This window comes from Halomonas sp. 3A7M, assembly GCF_014897875.1.
Lineage (GTDB): Bacteria > Pseudomonadota > Gammaproteobacteria > Pseudomonadales > Halomonadaceae > Vreelandella.
Map to the genome: position 1 here is coordinate 8,658 of NZ_JABUZD010000087.1, position 21,420 is coordinate 30,077.

General features: G+C 53.0%; 5 protein-coding genes and 1 pseudogene. 1 reads left to right on the forward strand and 5 read right to left on the reverse strand.

Annotation, left to right across the window (positions count from 1 at the left end; translation table 11 throughout):
* Positions 1-24: 24 nt before the first annotated feature.
* The 5 genes from INT19_RS08100 to INT19_RS08120 are packed head-to-tail and all read right to left on the reverse strand — an operon-like array spanning position 25 to position 19,896.
* Positions 25-765, reverse strand: a complete 741-nt coding sequence (locus INT19_RS08100; RefSeq protein ID WP_193060396.1) for a thioesterase II family protein — start codon at positions 763-765, stop codon at positions 25-27.
* Positions 758-1,915 (reverse strand): Gfo/Idh/MocA family oxidoreductase, encoded by a 1,158-nt coding sequence (locus INT19_RS08105; protein WP_193060397.1) that lies wholly within the window; start codon positions 1,913-1,915, stop codon positions 758-760. Before INT19_RS08105 ends, INT19_RS08100 begins: the two co-directional genes overlap by 8 nt.
* Complete coding sequence (locus INT19_RS08110) at positions 1,912-2,973, reverse strand: NAD-dependent epimerase/dehydratase family protein (protein ID WP_193060398.1); 1,062 nt, start codon at positions 2,971-2,973, stop codon at positions 1,912-1,914. Before INT19_RS08110 ends, INT19_RS08105 begins: the two co-directional genes overlap by 4 nt.
* Complete coding sequence (locus tag INT19_RS08115) at positions 2,966-8,503, reverse strand: non-ribosomal peptide synthetase (protein WP_193060399.1); 5,538 nt, start codon at positions 8,501-8,503, stop codon at positions 2,966-2,968. The genes INT19_RS08110 and INT19_RS08115 overlap by 8 nt, the downstream gene beginning before the upstream one ends.
* Positions 8,500-19,896 (reverse strand): non-ribosomal peptide synthetase, encoded by an 11,397-nt coding sequence (locus INT19_RS08120; RefSeq protein ID WP_193060400.1) that lies wholly within the window; start codon positions 19,894-19,896, stop codon positions 8,500-8,502. The genes INT19_RS08115 and INT19_RS08120 overlap by 4 nt, the downstream gene beginning before the upstream one ends.
* A 1,135-nt stretch (positions 19,897-21,031) precedes the next feature.
* Here INT19_RS08120 and INT19_RS08125 point away from each other — a divergent pair.
* Positions 21,032-21,379 (forward strand): annotated as a pseudogene (locus tag INT19_RS08125) (transposase); the annotation flags it as partial.
* Positions 21,380-21,420 lie beyond the last annotated feature (41 nt).

The following is a 21,420-nucleotide window of genomic DNA, read 5'->3' on the forward strand; positions in this document are numbered from 1 at the left end:
AAGCCTCGAAAATTAAATCCCGCCTCAATAAACGCACTTATCATATTCAGATATCTTATTTTTCAGATATTGAAAAAAATGATGACTCTTCTCATTTAAATAAAAGTGCCCACCTTGAAAACCCTGAAACTCGAATCTCCCGCTCGTCACCTCAGCCCAACGACAAATTTCATCAGACCTAACCTCGGTATCTCGCCGCCCCAACAGTGCACTCACCGGACAGGAAAGCGTGTCGAAATTCCGGCGCTGATAGGTTTCTATTGCCTCGAAATCTGCTCTCAAGATTGGCATCACTAACTCTCTTAAAGCCTGACACGCAAATACATCTGATGCCGTACCACCCAATGCTGAGACCTTCTCAATCAACTCCTGATCACTTCGGCGGTAGTAATCCGTTCCACTGTTCTGATCAGGAGGCATACGACCGGAAATAAATAAGTGCTCCAGTGACTGGCCGCGTTTTTCCCACCGTAGCGCCGTTTCAAATGCCAGGGTGGCCCCCATACTGTGTCCAAAGAAAAACGTAGGCCGCTGAGGTAACATCGCCAAACTGCCGACCACCTCATCCGCACACTGGTGTAGGCAGGTCTTCAGCCCTTCCGCCAGCCTCTGACCGCGACCTGGCAGTTGCACCGCATAAACCGCAGTCTGTGCATCAAGATGATTTTTCCAGGGCAGAAAATATTCGGCGTTACCGCCAGCAAAATGAAAACAGATCAACTGGCGTCTCGTTCCAGGTTTAACCAGTCTCAGTTGCTTATGCATACTGCCCTCCTTGGTCGTAGGCCGTTAACCATTGCTGAATATCCGGCTGAGTCCGGACCGGTGCGGCTGCCTGAATGACTTCAGGATTCCCGACACAGCTCATCAGCGATTTCCAGACTGCAGCTTGGGATAAAAGGCTCTGGGCAGTTTTAGGCGAAGGTTGCTCAATCTGGGAGGCAAACTGACGCAGTGCACTGCGAATCGCCTGTGACCAGTGCCGCTCCAGAATTTCTTCCAGTGAAGCGCTACCCTGATAGATGACTTCGCAGAGCGGTGGCGTATAAAAATCACCAGCCTGCTGCTTGTCGACGAGTTCCCGCACACCTTGCCGGGTTTCATGGCGGGGGATATAGAAGGTCCGGTTCCACAACACCGGACCGTGCGTGTTCACTAGCATCAGGTTCCCGCTTGGCAGACCTATCGTGATGCGATGCATGATATGAAAGTGATTATCCGGATCATTCGGGTCGAGCTGATTCTGGATCTTGAGTGTCAGCGGAACCCCGGCAAAGATTCCTTGAACCACTTGGTACGGCGGCGTACAGCGGGCCTTACGGTGCAAGGAGGCAGGGAGTCTGGGGCTGGCATAGAATTCATAGGGAGCAACACATCCCAGCGCACGGGAGAGTATATCCAGCAATCCACAAATGACCTGAACACCACAGGTGGCTTCAATAAACAAGGGTTGCTGGCTCTGCTTCGCGGCCTGACAATAATCAATGAAATGCTGAACTGCCGGCACCGTCGGATAATGGGTATTAATCTGATACTGGCAACCCTTTTCTCTGGCCAGCTTTAGACATTCCACCACATCTTTTTCGTAAACCGGGTGTTCCTGCAAGACGTGAATTCCCCGCGCCAGCAACGAGGTAGCAAGCTCACTTCCCTGCCCGCCTACAATGGCTGATCGCACCACCACACAGGCAATGTCGATATCATCCGGTAACTGCTCTACGTTCTGATACAGGGGAACCCCGTACCGGTCGGCCAGGAGTTGTGATCGTTCACTTCCACGAGCGAGGATACCCGACAGTTCAAACTGAGGAAAATGTCGCTGAAAGGCCGACAGATAGACCTGACCGAATAACGTTCCGCAAACAATCACCCGATAGGTTTTAGTGGACGCCTGGCTTACAGGTCTCGTCGTCATAAAACTCCCTCCTCAAACACGACCTCTTCATCCGGGGTCAATGACATTTCCCAATGACGGAAAAGATTCGCCTGCGACAGTTGCTCCAGCAAGGATTCAATCTCGACAGCTTCAGATAGCCAGCATAGGCTCGGGCGCTGCCGGCGGCTCCGTCGGATCAACTGGTCGGCTGTCACGGCTGCCACCCAGCCCGTCAGTCGGTAGCCGTTATCGAACCGGCAGTTCAGCTCAAACCGGACCGGCTGATCAGCCAGCCAGCCCCGGGCATGCACCACACAGTACTGTTGCGTTCCATGCTGAGATGTAAGCGCTTCACTGGCCGCCACCAGCGCATTCAAACGGCCAGACGGATCTCCCTGATCCGCAAGCACCAAGTGCTTATCGGCGATCAGGTTATAGGCCCGATAGTGATCGAATGACAATGACCGCGCGACTCTCTGATGTTCCGCACTCAGATAAGGTAAAGCCGAGAAGACCGGGGCTCCTGGTATCGGCGCCACCCCTTCTCTGGTGGCAATTCGAGTGATCCGGCCACCGACCACACCACAACCGCTGTAAGATTCCCTTTGACTCAGGCTGGCAAGAAAATCTTTCGCGGAGGTGGGGGTGAAAACTTCGATACCACCGACATACAGTTCAAATTTATCCACACGCTGCATTTTCTTCCGGACAAGGTATGCCAGCAGCGAACTGAAGCCAGGAACAAACCCGGCCCCCAAAACACAAGGGGATGAAGCCTGACCCTGTCTTTCAGCAAGAGAGGTAAATACATCTTCTTCACCCCCTACATCAACGTAGGGAACCCCCTTCAGAAGGGCGATCCGTGCGACGTGATCCCGAATCACCGCCGCCGGACCCGCAGCGTTGATCACCATATCGTGGGAAGCGCAGATTTCCTCAACCCGCCGGGCATCAAACAGATCCGCCCGTTGATAATTCGCTACCTCGGGGCGAGGCTGGCGCCCGATAATCGCAGGGTGATATCCCAAAGCTCTGAGCGCTTCAACCACATAGCTCCCGACTTCACCCATGCCACCAAAAACTGCAATTTCAGCCATGTGGCACCTCACATGCTGCACGCTGATTCAGAGCCTCAGCCAGAGGTTCGACCGCTCCATGTTGCATACAGGTAAAATGATCACCACTCAGCGGGATGTGCGCGATTTCCCCCAAGCCGAACTCCTGCCAGAAGGCAAGCATGTCGGTTTTCAGCGTCGGCAACAGATAAGTCGGCTCTTGCTGACATGCAAATGTCAGATCACCGCAATAGAAAGCCGGCTGATAATGGGACACTGCCTGAACACTATGATGGAACACCGGGTACATACTGCGAATATCCCAGTTACGCATGCCTGGTTCCGGGTGCTGTTCAAGCAGACGTTGCAACATCCCAACCCGCTCATGCTCCGGAGACTGTGCGTATGGCAGATAAGATTCCGCGAGTTTTGTATAACCTAGCCGCCCGGCACAAGCCACTACATCAGCAGGACAAACCGCCGAAGGTTTATCCTCAAGAACGGCCAGATACGTTTCCTCCAGTTCTGCCAGTTCAAGTTCTGGCCACGGGTTTCCTAGACCAAGTTCTTTAGCCAGCGCCAAATCGGTCATCATAGGGTCATTGACTAGATAAGGGATCTGATAACTACTGGCAATGGTCAGCGAACTGACAGTTATCCCCTCATCCAGACACTGCCTTACCAGTTCAAAGGCGATCAGACCGCCCATACAGAAACCAAAAATGTGGCATTGCTCTAGATCCAGCTGCTCCGCAATCAGCGTTTTATACTGATACGCAAGATCGACAATCAGCGTCTCTTGCGGCAGGGCCAGATAATGCTGATGATCCGTCACACTGACACCGTAGACCGGCGCTTTCAGCTGTTCGATCAAGTTAAGGCAAGGCATCACGGTTCCGCTGCCATCATGAATGACTATCACCGGATCTCCCGATCCCGCTTTCAGCAGTTGCATGGGAGACTGCAGTGAGGGTTTTTGCGTTGCATCGGAGTCCGAGGCATTTCCCATCGCAGTCTGCTGACGTAAGAACTCGGCCAGTGCAAGCACTGTCGGTGTAAGCAATACCTGGCGCAAAGTACCTTCCCATGGAACCCGATCTTCACCCAACTCTTTCCTGATCCGGCTGACCCATTGTGTAATCAGCAGAGAATCCCCACCGGCACTGAAAAAGTCATCACTGGCAGACATAGCCGGATTGCCAATAATTTCCCGGCAGGTCGTCAGCAACGTCAGCGCCAAAGAATCCAGCTGTTCTGTCGTTTTCAGTGTGCTTTCATGCTCTTCCACCATTATTTCGGGTAGAACACTGCGGTCCAGTTTCCCGTTGGCCGTCAACGGCAGGCTGCCCATGATCGCCAACTGCCCCGGCAGCATGTGTTCAGGTAATCGGGTCGCCAGCATTTCGGTCAGCACGGCTTTATCGCAGCGCGCCTTACCGCTATTAAACTGCGCCATCATGAAACTCTGTCCGAGCTGATGCAGCACCTCCCGCGGATCCGGAAAGGCATACACGCAATCACCGCCAACATCCCGTATCGCCTGTAACCAACGCTCCTGCGGCATAAATGGCGAGTTCAGTTCCAAACGCTCATCCTGATGTTCTGTCAGGCCGTGTTTGAATTCCATCGAAGTCATCAGCTGATAATTGTCGCGGGTCGCTTCAATAACCAGCAACCAGCCACCAGGAGACAGTAGTTCACGCAGGTGATGCAGTCCCTCACGGGCTACCACCGCATTGTGCAGCACATTCGAGGACACAATTATATCGAACTGACCACAGTCCAGACCCTGTGCCAGCGCTGGTCGATTGAAGTCATACAGTCGATAGCGAATGAAGTCATAGTCCTCATAACGCTCTCTGGCTGCATTGAGGAAAAACGGCGAGACGTCGGTAAAAGTATATTCGACCGGTTTACCCGCCAGCGCCGGGATCAGCTCATTACTGGTTCCCCCGACACCGGCACCGATTTCCAGAATACGGATCGGACGTTGCACTTCTCCAAGATGCGCAACTTTCTCCAATGTCGCCGTAACCAACATTCTATTCATCATGACGCTGAGCAGATTGTTCTGATAGGCGGCTGTTGCAACATCCAGATTCCCTTCCGGGAACAACAGATCCAGAGGGTCTGCAGTGTCCCGAAGCAGTTCCGGCAGGCACTGACTGCTCCGCTCCAGGTAGCCGACCAGACCTTTATCCCCGCCAAGCCGTTCAAGCGCCTGATAACAACCCTGCCAACAACGCTCGATTTCTGCAGCGTCTACGCCTCGGGTAAGCCGATAACGCCCCCGCGTCTGAGTCGCCAGCCCGTGTGCCTGCAAAGCCATCATCCAGCGACTGAGCAAAGGCTCATGGCGCGCCGCATAGTTCCCCTCAGACATTACTTGAGGTAAGGTTTTTGACTCTCCCTGCGCCAACCCGCCACTTTCCTGAAGCGCCTGATTCATGTGCAGGAGTGCAACCTGATCCAGGTGACAGACAAAATCTTCAACAGCTGCCAGGTCTGTTGCCTGACGAATGCGGCCGGCCAGTTCGTCAAGGTGCTGCCGAGTCTGGCTGAACTGGCCGGACAATTGTTGAAACTGATCCGGCTGCGCCGCAACGCCGGGCTGCACATACGCCTGCAGATAGCGCTGGTGCTTTTCACCTCGGGCAATCACCACCGCCTGCGAAACACTCGGTTGCTGTTCCAGCGCCGATTCGATCTCTCCCAGTTCAATTCGGTGACCGCGAATTTTAATCTGGTGATCATTACGACCGACAAATACCAGCACACCATCATCCCGGTAATAACCCCGGTCACCAGTGCGATACCAGCGCAGACCGCTCTCTTCATCAGAAAAGAAATGATGCTGAGTCTTCTCTTGATCCTGCCAGTAACCCAGAGCCACTCCAACCCCGCCGATACATAATTCACCGGCAACCCAGTCCGGACAAGGACGCCCGTGAGCGTCACGGACCATAAACACTTGATTTGCCAGCGGGCGGCCGTAAGGGATTGAGGTGCCATAGCAAGCTTTCGGATCAACAGGATAGAAAATGGACCATATTGCGGCTTCCGTCGCCCCGCCCAGACTAAATATGGCCGCGGCCGGATAGTTGCGGGCAATTTCTTGCGGCAAATCGACAGGAATCCAGTCTCCGGACATCATCACTATCCGCAGTGAATGGTCTGTATCACAAGCTTCATCCGCCAAATAGCGGGTAAGCATATTCATTTGTGCCGGGACGGAGTTCCATACGGTGATCTTATGGGTCTGAATCAGCCGGGCCCAAAGCGCCGGGTTTTTCAGTGCATCTTCCGTTGGCAGGACCAGCGTCGCGCCGCAGGCCAAGGTGCCGAAGATGTCGTAAACAGACAAGTCAAAACTTAACTTCGCCAGCCCCAATACCACATCCTGTCCGGTAATCTGGAAACGGCGATTGATATCCAGCACAGTATTAACGGCAGCCCGATGACTCACCATCACCCCTTTGGGTGTGCCTGTACTACCAGAGGTATAAATAATGTAGGCCAGACGCTCTGTCGTTGACGAGACATTGACCGGTTGAATTTGTTCACCGTCAGCAAGCCCGCCTTCGGAGAGAATGTTCATGGCATTAAAACCGTCTTCCGTGAAGCGGCAGGCAAGCTCCTCATGGTCGGTCAACACCAGATCAACCTGAGCATTGGACAGGATCTGACCGATACGTGCCATCGGCTGGCTAATATCCAGAGGCAGATAAACCCCATCGGCCAGCAAAATGGCGAGTGTCGCGACAACCTGCTGCGCACTCTTTTCCATGGCAACGGCCACTCGTTGACTGCGGGGCAGACGAGTAGCCAGTTGCTGCGCTTCAGCAACCAGCTCCCGATACGTCAGCTGACGCTGTGGCGTCTTCAGTGCTATCGCATCAGGGGTCTCTATCGCCTGCTGCAATACCAATTGATGCAACATGACATCTGGCATCGGATGCTGCGTGTCATTTACCTGCCGGCGTGTTTCTTGCTGTCGCTGCGGCAACGGAATCCCGACCGGATTCCGCCAGGCGGTTTCGCCCTCTACAAGTACATTACGGATAGCATTTTCAAATGCAGCAAACATCGATTCGATCATGTGAGGAGGGAAAATACCATCCAGAACATCCCAGTTCACACACAGACGCTGATCACGAGTCATCAGTTGGCAGTCGATCCAGACTTGCGGGGTCTGGCTGATGCCAAAGACCATTTCCAGACCCATATCGTAATGAGACATGGTCTGCGAAACCTGTTCACGCTGGTTACCGACCAGTGCGCTGGTGAACACCACCGGCATTCGCGCATACTCTGCCCCATGTTTTCGAGCCAGTTCGCGAACGACTTCGATTCCACTGAATACTTTATGTTCCAGGTCCTGCCACAACTGGTTCTGTTGTATCCTCACCTGTTCTGCCAATGGCCTGCGCTCACGTAAATCGACTTCCAACAGGTTAACGCTGGTAAAGTCACCAACCATACGCATGAGATCAGGATGCATCGGTTCACGATTCATCACTGTCAGATTGAGACAAAAATGCTGACTATCAGACCAGCGGGCAATCACTTCGCTATAAAGGGTCATCAGCAATGAGGAAGGTGTTACTCCCTGTTGCTGACACTGCGACTCAAGCGCCTGCCACTCAGCCGGGGAAAAAATAGCTTCATAGCGGGTGAACCCCGGCGCTCTATCAGACGCACGATCCCTGGTTTCGACTGTCATAGCCGTATCAATGCTCGCCCCGGCCCGTGGCAGGGCCGGGCAGGATGGCAGCTCATCTATACGTTCATGCCAGTACTGACGGGCCCGACCGTATTTCACCGTCAATTTCTGCCGTCTCTCGTACTCAATGACATCTTTAAAGCTCAGTGACAGGGGAGGTAACACCAAATCCGGATGGTGATAGAGATGCAGCAATTCTGACAGGACAATCTGAATACTGAGAAAGTCAGCCACCAACAAATCGATACTGAAATGCAGATACGACACGCCATCCGACGACGATACCGCCAAGTCAAACAATGGCCAGGTTTCGGTGTGATAAACCCGGTGAGACATGGCCTCACGGTAGGCGAAGCGCGCTTCTGAGCCCTGTCGGTAACCGATGTTAAATTGAGGAACCTGCGGTAAAATTTTCTGCTGTCCATCACCCATCACAATAGCTCTTAGCATATCGTGCCGTTCGATCAGCCTGTTCCACGCCCGGCTTAACGCCTTGTGATCGAGCTTTCCAAATTCAATTTCGAAATAGCCATGACAACCAGTGCCCCCATACTCAAAAATATTCTGCCGCCCAATCAGATAAGCGGCCTGAACATCACTGATGGCAAATGGCTGGTACCTGTCCTGGGGATCACTGGCCGGTGTCAGCTTCAGCCCCAGCTCCCGCTCTTTCAGCAAAGCGATCAATTCTGGTTTGCATGCTTTCAGTTGAGCGGTGATTTCCGGATTGATTATCCCCTGAGGAGCCCTGAACCTGAGCGCTCCGTCTTCCAGCCAGAACTCGGCATTCTGAGCCTCTAACTGTTGCAATAAAGCAAGCGGCGTTACCCTGACTGTCTCTGATATCATATCGATCCTTCCTCATATTCGAATCGGGGTGTTTTCTGATCGGGTATTGCAATCTCCTGGGCAAGCCGGCCAATGGTCTGCAGATTAAATACGCTTTGCAGTGGCAGCTTGATCTGGTGCTGTTTCTCCAGCCAGGCCGTCAGTTGAATAGCAGCAAAAGAGTCACCGCCAATGGCAAAGAAATTGTCGTGGATACTCATCGGTTCCGAACGGCCCAGTATCTCGGCCAGAGCTTCGGTCAACAGGCACTGCTCCGGGGTCGTTGCCGCCACAAACTCCGTCGACTGCAATTCAAGGAGTTTCATATTGCTCAACTGTTTACGATCGATTTTCCCGTTAGCTGTCAGCGGCCACTGGCTCAGCACCGCATATCCGTCCGGCATCGCGTAAGGCGGCAAGTAACGTCTCAACGTCTGCTCGACTTCAACAAAATCCAGTGATGCTGACGCCAGCAAATAAGCATGAATTCGGGGGCGACTTGCATGCGGCTCGACCATGACCAGAGCATCTTCCACCTGAGGACAACAACGAAGCGCCTGACTGATTTCATCGAGTTCAATCCGCAACCCGGCAATTTTCACCTGTTGATCCCGGCGTCCCAGAAACTCCAACCTTCCGTCCGGCCAGTAACGGCCCGAATCTCCGGTTCGGTACCAGCGCTCTCCCTGAAACTGGCAGAACTGCTTCCCGGTTAAGACCTCATTCCCGATATAACCGAGTGCGACCCCCTCTCCTCCGATCCAGAGCTCTCCACTCACCCAGTCAGGGCAGTCATTGCCGCATTCATTCACGACCCTGAACTTCTGATTCTGCAACGGAAACCCGTATGGGATAGATTTCCACGCAGGGTCAACAGATTCCACCAGCCAGTAGTTTGACCAAATCGACGCTTCGGTCGCGCCACCCATGGAAACCAGTTTGACCTGCGGATTACACGCTTTCAGTCTGTCGGGCAGTGCCAGAGGAATCCAGTCTCCAGACAGCATCACACAACGTAACGATTCCAGATCCTGCTGCGTCGCCCGCAATAAAAGCATATCCATCAGAGCAGGAACGGTATTCCACAAAGAGACCTGATGTTGTTGCAAGAGCCTCAGCCAGACAGCCACATCCCGGCTCTCTTCATCCCGGATCAGGACCACTTTCCCCCCTGCAGACAGTAGCCCGAAGATATCGTAGACCGACAGATCAAAATACAGCGCCGACAGCGCCAATACCGCATCCTGACTGCTAACCTGGTGTTGGTGGTTGATCGCCAGAATCGTGTTCATCGCCGCCCCATGGGTAATCGCTACCCCTTTGGGTTCTCCGGTACTGCCAGAGGTAAAGATGACATAGGCCAGATCATCGGCATGACGGGGAACCGGAGCCAGTAAGTGAGCCGACTGCGACGAATATTCAGGGATCACCACAGCACGTGCATCCCCAGGAAGTAAGCACGACAATCGGACGATCACCCGGCTGATCCCGGCTTGATTCAACACCGATGCAACCCGAGATTCCGGCCAGTCCGCCGCAATCGGGACATAAGCAGCGCCAATCCACTGAATCGCAAGTACAGCAACGACTTGCTCAACAGAGCGGGGTAACATCACCCCGACACATTCACCCGCTCGAACGCCTTCCTTTTCAAGCACGGAGGCAGCCTGGCTGACCCACTGATGCAATGCGCCATAGCTGACGGAATGCGCATCCAGAACCACCGCCACCTGATCGGGGCGGGACAGCATCTGCTGATAGACGGCTTCATGCATAGCATGCCCGGGAAGCTCACCATGGGTTTGGTTCACCCGCTCGCGCGCAGCATGCTGTTGCGGCGGCAGTCCGATCACACAGGGCTGATGCCAGTCGTGGTCAGTCAAATGCGTCAACAAAGTACAATAGGCGGTGAACATGGCATCGATCATTCCCTCCGGGAACAAAGATTCGACGACATCCCAGTTAAAGTGCAACGCACCGTCATGCTCATAGACCTGGTGATCAATCCACACCTGAGGTGTCTGCGAAACACCCCATACCGTATTGGCCGGACTCAGGAGCGAACTTTCATCCAGAGCCGTATCGGCACCAAGCGCACTGGTGAAGACCACCGGCATACTGACATCACTGACCTGCCTCAACTCTGCCAACTGGCGCAGCACCCATACCGCTGAAACATCTGCGTGCTCCAGGTCCTGCCATAACCGTTGTTGTAACCGCTGGGTAGCTGCTAGCCAGGATTCGCTTTCATGCTGCACCGTTTCAAGTAACAGCAGTGAAGTAAAATCACCCATAATGTGGTGAATATCAGCATGAACCTGCCTACGATCAAACAATGTGACATTGATGCTCAGCGCTGGGTTTTCAGACCAACTGGCCAGCACACTGGCGTAGCTGTTCAGCAGCAGACAGGACGGCGTAACCCCCAGCCCGCGTGCTTTGTCAGTCAGTTTCTGCCACTGTTCTCGAGGAAGAACCGACTTACGGCGGACAAACCGAGGCCTGCTCAGCTGATTTGGCTCTTTCGCCAACGGCAGCCGCGGTGCGTCCGGTAGATTGGCTAAACGGGCCCTCCAGTAATCCTGTGACTTTTCCTGGTCACCGGCTGAAATCCGGGCATAAACCTGATCCTGATAGTCTTTGAATGTCACACCCAGCGCAGGTAAGGTCACCTCCGGGTCGCGATAGCACATACCCAGTTCAGCAAAGAAAATCCGCATACTCAGGCCATCGAGAATCGCATTATCCAGACCAACACAAAGACGCTTCTGGCCCTGATCGGACACAATCACCGTCAGATGGAACAATGGCCACTGGGTCGGATCCAACACTTTGTGCGATAACTCGCTCCGCATCCGGGCAACCGTTTCATCCCAAACTTCATCTTTACAGGTTATGACATCCAACGGACAATGCGGCGCTGTGGGTAAAAATCGCTGTTCGCCCGGCTCATCAAATACGATTCTCAGGGTATGATGACGCTCAATCACCCGCATCAGAGCCTGCCTGAACCGTTCGATATCAAGCTGATCATCTTCAAACTCTGAGTAGAAATGGGTTCCGACGCCGCCCATGACCAGCCCTTCCTGGCGACCGGTAATGTACGCCTGCTGAACATCCGTCAGAACAAACGGCTGATACAGCTCCTGCTGATGATGCAGCAACTCAAATGCGGGTCTATTCTCAGACTCATCCCGTTTCAGATGGCGGGCAAACTCCTGCAATACCGGGCGGTTGAACAGATCTGCCAGCCTGACATCCCTGATACCGGCTTCATCCAGCGCGGCCACAATTCGTGTCGCGTGCAGACTGTCGCCTCCGAGCTGGAAGAAATTGCTGTGACGGTCGACATTAACACCCAGCACAGAATGCCAAATGTCTGCAACCAGAGATTCGTTCTCCGTCTGGCAGGCTTCTCCATTCGCAGCGACAGCTTCGATGGTCGGCTGCACCTGTGCGAGGAGTTGTTTTCGATCGACTTTACCATTCGCCGTCAGCGGGATCGATTCACACAGAGTAACCCGCTTCGGTACCATATAGGCAGGTAAATGCTGTGCCAGCCAGCTTTCCAGTTGCCGGGTATCTTCAACAAGAACCTCACCGGACTGACGGCCAGACAAGAGCACTAAATCACCTCGATGACTGCTGACACACAGCTCAGTCTCCAGCGATGAATAGGCCAGACCTATTTCCCAATCCTGAGCATTCAGAAGCGGTGTACAATCGCCCTCTCGGCTATCTTCAAACGCTCCGGCCTGCCCCGAGAACAACTCTGGCTGCAACAAACAAACCGTCAGCCAGGCTAACGGACTTAAATGTTGGGTTTCCAGCACCATAAAATGCCCGCCTGGAGCCAGTAAGCCGGCCAACGAATCAATGCCATGATTGATATTGGCAAACCGGTGCAAAGCGTTGTTGCTAATCACTACATCCGCAGCCAGAGGCTCACATGCAGAGAGCGGCAGCACCTGGACATGCTCACCAAACCCCGCCAGCCGGAAGACAGCTTTCTCTCGCATGGATGCAGCACTTTCAGTGACCCGGTAACGGACATGCTCCGGATCGCAGTGGCTCAGTATCGCACCTGCCAGTCGCCCTTCACGGCCATTGAGTTCAACAACATTCACCGGCCGGCCCAATTGCGCGGATAATTGGGTGATTGACGTACATAGATACGAGATCACCTGAGGCAACTCCGGATGGTTCAAAACCAGCACTTCAGGTGTCAGGTCCGGGTCATCCAGCAGTTCTAGCGCACCGACCTGTCCCTGTAGCAAACCGGCATACCAGTCCACCCGGTTTTCCAGTGCCGTCAGTAGTCCCTGGTATGAGGGCGCGACCTCATCAACCGGCAACCTGTCGGCCAACTCAACAAAAGTTTCTGTCGGGGTAAACTGCATTGCCTGTTGCTGCCATCGCCGGGTCTGAACCAACAACTTCAGCCACGCCTCAATCACAACCCGGTACGAATCAGCCACAGACAGTGCAGCACACCATTCGTCAGCATCCAGAGAACACGGCGTCACCTGACCGCTGCGATCCAAAAGCTGCCGGAGGATCCGATCGGCAATGTAGGCCGTAATTTCAACCTCTGTTCCCCCGGCATCTTCCAGCGTCAACCACTGCATCGGTGACAACCGCGAAGCGGCCAATGCCGCTTCGCCCCCCCTGGCTCGGACAAACGATGTATCCGTTACCGAGGTATCTGTCTGTACCATCAGTTGTATCTGCTGACCCGACTGTTCGGTGACCAGTGCAACGGCCCGCTTAACTCCGGGATATTGAGCAGCTACATGCTCGATTTCTCCCAACTCGATACGGTAACCCCGGATTTTGACCTGATTATCGCGCCTCCCGATGAACTCAATGATGCCCTCGGGCCAGAAGCGTCCCATATCACCAGTACGGTAATATTTTTTCCCTTCATGAATCACAAACTGATCAGCGGTTTTCTGTGGATCATTGAAATACCCGACAGCAACCCCTTCACCACCGATCCATAGTTCACCGGCAACCCAATCCGGACAATCCCGGCGACTTTCATCCATCACCCGGTAATACTGATGGCTGAGGGAATATCCGTAAGGGACACTTTTCCATTCGGGATGCACAGTCTCAATATCGAACCAGTTCGACCAGATCGCGGCTTCTGTCGCGCCACCCAACGCGGCTATACGAGTTTGTGTACTCAAAGCTTTCAGACGCGGATGGAGATCCAGACCAACCCAGTCTCCGGATAACAGCACTTGTCGCAGTGAGCCCGGCAAAATCCGGGCATCGGTACGTTCGGCAGCGATCAGCAACATATCGAACATTGCCGGGACCGAGTTCCAGACGGTGACCTGATGCTGCTCCATGGCCTGCAACCAGGTTCTGGCTTCCCGGAGCTGCATTGAATTAGGCATCACCAGTGCAGCGCCCACCGAAAGCGGCGCGAAAATATCAAAGACTGACAAGTCAAAGTTCAGCGCAGACAGCGCAAAAACCCGGTCACTGACACGCATCTGAATACGGGCATTAATATCGTCGATTGTATTCGCCGCTGCCTGGTGGGTCGCGACCACCCCTTTCGGTATTCCGGTTGAGCCCGAGGTGTATATAATATAGGCATGCTGTGTGGGCAAAAATCGTGGCCACAGACGCGGGGAGGAATCCGGTTTCCCTGGCGCTCCGGGATGAACCAGCACTTCGACACTGACTAGAGATTCTGGCGTAATACCACCCAGCCCGGACAGCAATTCCTGACCCTGCTCATCGACCACGATACAACGAGGGCTCGCCTGATCGATTATCTGCTTTAACCGGGGAAGCGGCTGTTCAACATCTAAAGGGACGTAAGCCGCTCCGAGCAAGTGAGTTGCCAGTACAGCAACGACCTGAGACCGGCTTTTCGGCAATAAGATCGCAACCCGGTCACCGACACACACTCCCCGCTCGAAGAGCTGATCTGCCAGCGATTCGGACTGCGCTGCCAATTGGCGGTATGTCAGCGATCCGTTCTCATCGATCACGGCAATGTTATCGGGACAGCGTCGTGCCCGATCAAAAAATCGTCCGTGCAAGGTCCGCGGCTGGAATTCCACCAATTCCTGCCGGTTACGCTGCTCACGAAGTTGCTGCTGCTGCGGATTCAGATAATGCTCGACGGGCTGATGCAATCGGGCCGAATCTTCCGACAAGGAGAAAATCAGCGCTCCCATAAAGCCAAACATCTGATCGAGCATCTGTGGCGGAAAGAGGTCATCTACCGTGTCCCAGCTGACAATCAGTTCGCCATGCTGCTCCATAACCTGACAGTCAATCCACACCTGAGGGGTCTGAGACACAATATAGTCCAGGGTTCCCAGCGCGCTGCCCTCAAGAAAATCATGGCCCAGATTGCTGGTAAACACTACCGGCATTGTCACTTGCGCCCCATGCTGGCGTGACATTTCCTTGAGTACCTGCACGGCATCATACTGGCTGTGATCCAGATTTCTCATGAATGTCTGATTCAGGCCAAGCGCGTTATCCAGCAAGGTGTCAGAAGCCGTTCTGTGACATTCCAGCAGCATCAGCGTAGTAAAATCAGCAACCATATCTGAAATATCAAACGCATCGAAACGACGGTTAAAAATCGTCAGATTGAGACAAAAATCCGGCTGTTCACTCCAGCCACGAAGCGTTTCAGCATAGCAAGCGGCCAGTAACATGGACGGGGTAACACGGTGATGGCGACAGGTCTCTTTCAGAGCTTGCCAATGTGCCTGCGGCAACCTCCAGTCGCGGTGAGAAAATACGGGAACCGCAATCGCTTCCGGCCTTTTTGCCATCGGTAAAGCGGGGGCTCCTGGCAGATCCGGAATTCGCTCCAACCAGTATTGACGGGCGTCCTTACTGCCATTCCGAGTTGCCATGTGGTGTAAATAACGCGGGAAATGTTCCGTAGCCTCCAATAACCCAGCCTGTGGTGGCTGAGCATAGAAGCGAGCCATTTCCTGCACCAGGATATGAATGCTCAACGCATCGGCAATAACCATATCAATATTGATATGTAACCGACTGCCTTGGGCTGTATGACTGACATGAACCGACAGCCCTGATTGCTGTTCTAAATCGAGCACCTGTGATTGCAACTGTTCACGCAATGCCATCTGCCTGGCCAGCGCTTGCCGACCATCGCAGTCCTGCCACTGATGCTCTGTCACTTGAGGCGCCGGCTGATCGGTAATGATCCCCCGTCCATCCGGCTGCATGCGTAACCGCAGCATACTGTGCCGCAGCGTGAGCGCCTCAAGTGCACGATTAAGGCGTGCGCCATCGAGTTCCGGCTGATTCAGCTCCAGATAGACCTGGCAGGCAACCCCCCCCAAGACCTGATCCCGGTTACGCCCCTGCCAGTATGCTTGCTGAACGCCGGTCAACTCAAAAGGTTTACCAAGCCACCGTTCGCTACTGTTAGCCTGAGGCATCCCGCCTGCCGCTTTGGAGAATCCTTCCGTCCTGCTTCCCTGCATCAACTTCAGCCAGTCTTGCACTGTGGGGGACTCATACATGCGGGCCAAGTCGAGACAAATTCCCAGTTTTTTTGCCTCGTCAACCAGGTCCATCATCTGAAGAGAATCAATGCCCATGCCGATTAAATCATCGGCCTCACCAATAGCTTCAGCATCCAGCATCAAGGTATCCGCAAGCCATTGGCGCAAGAAGGCTTCCCGGTCAACGTCCGCCAGCAGTGTGACTGACGCCGATAGCGGGTGCGACAAGCCCGGCTCAGACGTGGCCCAATACGCCTCCTTAGCAAACGGATAAAGAGGTAATGCCATGCGGGTTGCTACGGAAAAAGTATGCTGACCCGCCAATAGTGACCAGTCATACGATGCCCCATCGACCCACGCACGGATGGGGGAAGGCAGTGTTTGCCCCACCAAAGTATCGGGCGCTGAAGCCTGCGGATCTGCCGAAAACTCCAATAGTGCTGCGATCAGTTGCTCTGCCCCCTGATACGCTATGCAGGCTCGTACCGGCAACTGATGAGAACGATGACACAACCATGCATCCAGAAGCTGACCCCGCTCATCGGGATGCTCACTTAATACCTCGGCCCATTGATGGGCGTATCGTCGGAGAGCATCCCTGTCCGCGGCCGCCAATGGCAGATAACAAATAGCCGCTGCCTGATGCTGTGCAGACTTGACTGGATGCTCACGCTCGGGCTCATGACGCAGGATAAGGTGAGCCAGCGTTCCGGTGAAACTCATCGCACTAACAGCCATTCGTTTCAGGCATTTCGGCTGGCTATGCCGGCTGAAGCAATAGCGGCTCAGCCAGGGTTGAAGGTGCGGATTAGGCCGATCAAAAGTCGGGTGACCAAACAGACACTGATGCTGCATCTGGGCGATTGCGCGGATCACGCCTGCAACACCCGCTGCTGACTCTAGATGACCGAACTGCGATTTGGCTGCGGTTAAATGCAGTGGCTCCTGGCGACAACCATACACGCCATCTATAGCACTCAGCTCAATCGGATCCCCAAGAGAGGTGCCGGTACCGTGTAGCTCAATCGCATCAAGATCATCGATGCTCCCCCCGCTTTGCTCGAGGACCTCCTGAAGCAGTGCCTGCTGCGCCAATGGGTTCGGTGCTGTCAGGCTACTACTTTCTCCATCCTGAGCAACTCCGCTAGCTTCAATCACCGCAAGAACCGGATCTCCATCCTGCCGCGCCTGCTGATAATCCTTTAACAGTAACAACCCCATCCCTTCCGCTCGGGCATACCCATCAGCATCATGGCTAAAGGTTGCACATCGACCATTGGGAGAGAGCATCCCTGCATTTTGCAGAGCCAGTTCTGTCTGAGAGGAAAGCAAGCAGTTCACACCGCCGGCTATGGCCGTCCTCCCTTTTCCAGAGCGGATATAATCCACAGCCATATCAACTGCAACCAGAGATGACGAACAAGCAGTATCAATAGTGATGGCAGGTCCACGGGTGCCGAAAAATTTTGCAATTCTTCCAGAGCCGGCACTCCGGCTATTGCCGGTCGCCAAATAACTTTTGGCATGCTGACTGTCATTCATCTGAGCCAGCGCATCACTGTAATCCTGACTACCCTGACCAATGAAAACTCCCAAAGCCTGCCCTTTCTGTTTCTCAGGGAACCATCCGGCCTGCTCAAACAGATGCCAGCTTGACTCAAGCAGCCACCGATGTTGAGGATCCATAAGCCTGGCTTCTGTTGCAGTAATGCCAAAAAAAGCAGCATCAAATTTGTCGATGTCATCAATTGCACCAACAGGCAAAGAGAAGGAACGCAGTGACGAATCCACCCGAGTCAGCGCATTTTCTCCTTTTGCCAGCCAGTCGGCGTACGTAGACCACGCAGCATATTTTTGCTGGGGCAAGCGACAACTGATTGCCACCACAGCGACCTGACGAAGCTGGGGTTCTGAATACGTATACGGTGTGGACGGCAGTCGTGAAGTCTTTGATTCCAACCATGCACGCAATGACTTCAGATTCGGATAGGCAAACAAGACTGTTGGCGACAACGATAACTGATAATACCTGGCCAACTGAGCACACCACCGGGTTGCTACCAGACTGGTCAACCCCATATCGGCAAAGCCCTGGAACTCGTCGACCCGGTCGCCGCCAAGTAATTTTTTCAGTGAATCGGAGACAAAGTCATCAGTCGTTTGCAAACCGGCTTCATTTGACTGACCGGCCAGAGGTTCAGTTTGCGGTTCTGAGACAAACAGTGGTTTGAGTTGTTTTGCGTACCAGTCAGCCAGCATCTGACTGCGGCGAATCTTGCCACTTGAAGTTTTTTTCAAACCGCCTCTGGTAACCAGTATCAACTGTTCGGGCAATAACTGATGATGCTCAAGCACTAAAGCTGAAATCTCTCTTGCCAGGGCTTCGAGCGTCTCGACTGGCGTATGGCGATGGACCTCACACATCCCGTAGATTTTGCCGTTTGCCGCATCCTGCACAAAACACGCACCACCAACATTAACCAACTCACAGTACGTTTCGATACTGGCCTCAATATCGTTGGGCATATGATTCTCACCCGCAACAATGACGACATCTTTCTCTCGGCCACAAATAAACAGCTCGCCTTCAAGGAGAAAAGCCAGATCACCGGTGCGCAGATAATTGCGATTATCCTGACTATCGGCTAACCGGGCGTGAAACGTCTCGTCGGTTAAACCGGGGTTCTGCCAGTAGCCTTGGGGCATACAGTTTCCGGAGATCCATACTTCCCCGATTTTCCGGTCTTCGCAGACCATCCGGGTATCGGGATCGACAATTTTCAGCGTCCAGGAACCCATACAGTTCCCACTACTGACCAACTCCCGGCCGCATGGACTTTCAACGGCTCTGCCTGCAGCCAAATGCTTCTCATCAAAACGCTTACGGACCAGCGCTGTTCCCTTCGCCTGATAGCAGACCACCAGCGTTGCTTCCGCCATTCCGTATCCCGTCATCCACATATCAGGCCTGAAACCGGACGAAGCGAAATGAGCCGAAAACGCATCAAGGGTTGCCGGACGAATCGGCTCCGCAGCCGTCAAAGCTTCTTCCAGGCATGACAAGTCCAACTGACCCGCCTGTGCCGGGGAAACCGACTCTACACACAGCTGATAAGCAAAGTCAGGAGCCATCACGACATTGGCCCGGTAACGATCAATCAGCGCCAGCCAACTGTACGGATCCCGAATAAACTGGCTGGGACGGATAAAAGTGCTACATCCGCCAGAAAGCAGCGGGTACAGCAGACCGTAGAACAACCCCAGATCATGATAAAAAGGCAGCCAGCTTGCGACATGAATACGGTCGATCGTCGGGTGCATCCCCGTCATCAACTGGTGGTGGTGGTGAATATTGTCATCATGATTGCAAACCGCCTTGGGCTTGCCGGTCGAACCCGAAGAGTACTGCAACAGAATCGGCCCGGAGGCTGCCCGGATAGCTTTCAGATCGATCCCGGGAGCATTACCAGCGATTTGATCAAGATAAATCACCGTTCGGTTTTGATGCCAGCCCATCCTCTCCAGCTCTGCTTTTGATGAAGACAAGGCCAGAATCACCCGAGGCTGACAGTCCTGCAGAATATGCTCCAGCATGAGACGCACCCGTCGCAGCCGCTGAACCCCCGGCAGATTAACCGGTACTGCGGTGACCCCTGAAATAACACATGCCAGAAAGCCGAAGACAAACTGAGAATCACCAGGCAACAAGAGCAACGCCCGCTCACCGTAAAACGGACGAAGCTGACCAGAAATACTGAAGACTTTCCGGGAGAGCTCCCCGTAACGGTATTCCTGATGTCTGTCAGAAGTACAATCGCGTATGGCAACATCATCGGAACAGTCATCAAACCGCGCCAACAATGTCATCTGAACCCAACTTGGCCTAGAGTCTTTCATGTAATAACTCCGTACTAAAAGCCTGCTCACGGCACACTTTTCACTTGATTATTTATTAAAATTCATGGCTTATTTAATTTACAAAAACCAAACCCCAGTTAAATCTGACTAACAAAATGGACCAAATAATATATAGCTTCCAACTCTCCACAGAAATAAAAAACCTTAAAAACTCCAGACTGAAAAATATGAAAACCTAATAAAAATAAACTATTATCCAATACATTTGAAAATAGCCTAAAAACAAAAACTCAACTAAATTATATAAATAAAATATCCAAAGCAAAAAATACCGAAGTGTAATATCGACCCACTATAACGATACAAGCGAAGGATCGCAATGATAATCATTACCGTTCAAGAGCCATGTCAACCCTTCTTAAAACCGACCTTGCGCGCTGAGCCGAAGAAAGCCTGATCAACGAGTAATTTTGCCGATGAATCGCATTCCAGCTCGCAAATCCATATATAAGGCTGCTAAAACCCTTCCTTGCGGCTGGCAATACCTGCAATGTCGCTGACCTGAGGACTTGCCCACAGGCTCTTCAGGTTTGCAACATAGTGTTTCAAATTACGCCTCCATAGTCAATAATGATATTCATTATCATTTGGCAATTCCTTTAATTTTCTTTGAAATCATCATGTTAACAACAATCAGAGCTTGAAAATCTACCTGATCGCCCGAGAGAGTCGTCTGGTTTCATATCAAGTCAGGAGGGTTTCGGGCGGTCATATCGCCTTGTTCAGAGCAGGTAAAGGGCTCGAAAGAACCCGGACGACGAGGACAACTGACACTGAGTTATTAGCTGAGCGTGAAGCGGTTTATAAACGAACAAAGAGCTTGAATCCCGCGCGCGGCGCTGATGACATCCGAATCCGGATAGCAACCGGGGCCGTATCGCTCACACCTGGAGAATTGCAAGAAAGCGTTAAATGCCTCATCATTAAAAACCAAACAAAAAAGAAAATTAAACCTCGAAAACACAAAAAATAAAAAAATAAATACGAAGCCGTTTAAAAAAAACAGCACACTTAAAACAATTTTTTTAGAAAATAATATTTAGGGAGACTCTGATTAAGTCTCAAAATCAGCGATAATACGGCCATCGTCAACCGCATAGGATTCGTTGCCACCATGGATCAGATCACCTTCTCCGAAGCCGAGTACCAGACCAAAAAGCGCAAGACTCGCCGCGAGATCTTTCTGGAGCGGATGGACAAACTGATTCCGTGGAAGCAGTTGGAGAAGAAGGTCGCTCGTTATTATCCCAAGGGCCAGACTGGCAGGCCACCGTATCCCCTGCCGACCATGCTGCGAGTCCACTGCATGCAGTTGTTCTATAACCTCAGCGACCCGGCCATGGAAGATGCCCTGTACGAGATTGAATCCATGCGGCACTTCGCCGGCCTGAAGTTGGATCGCTTACCGGATGAAACCACCATTCTCAAGTTCCGTCATTTCCTTGAACGCCATGGCCTCGGCCCCCAGTGTCAGGATGAGTGTCGCACCCTCTGATACCCTGT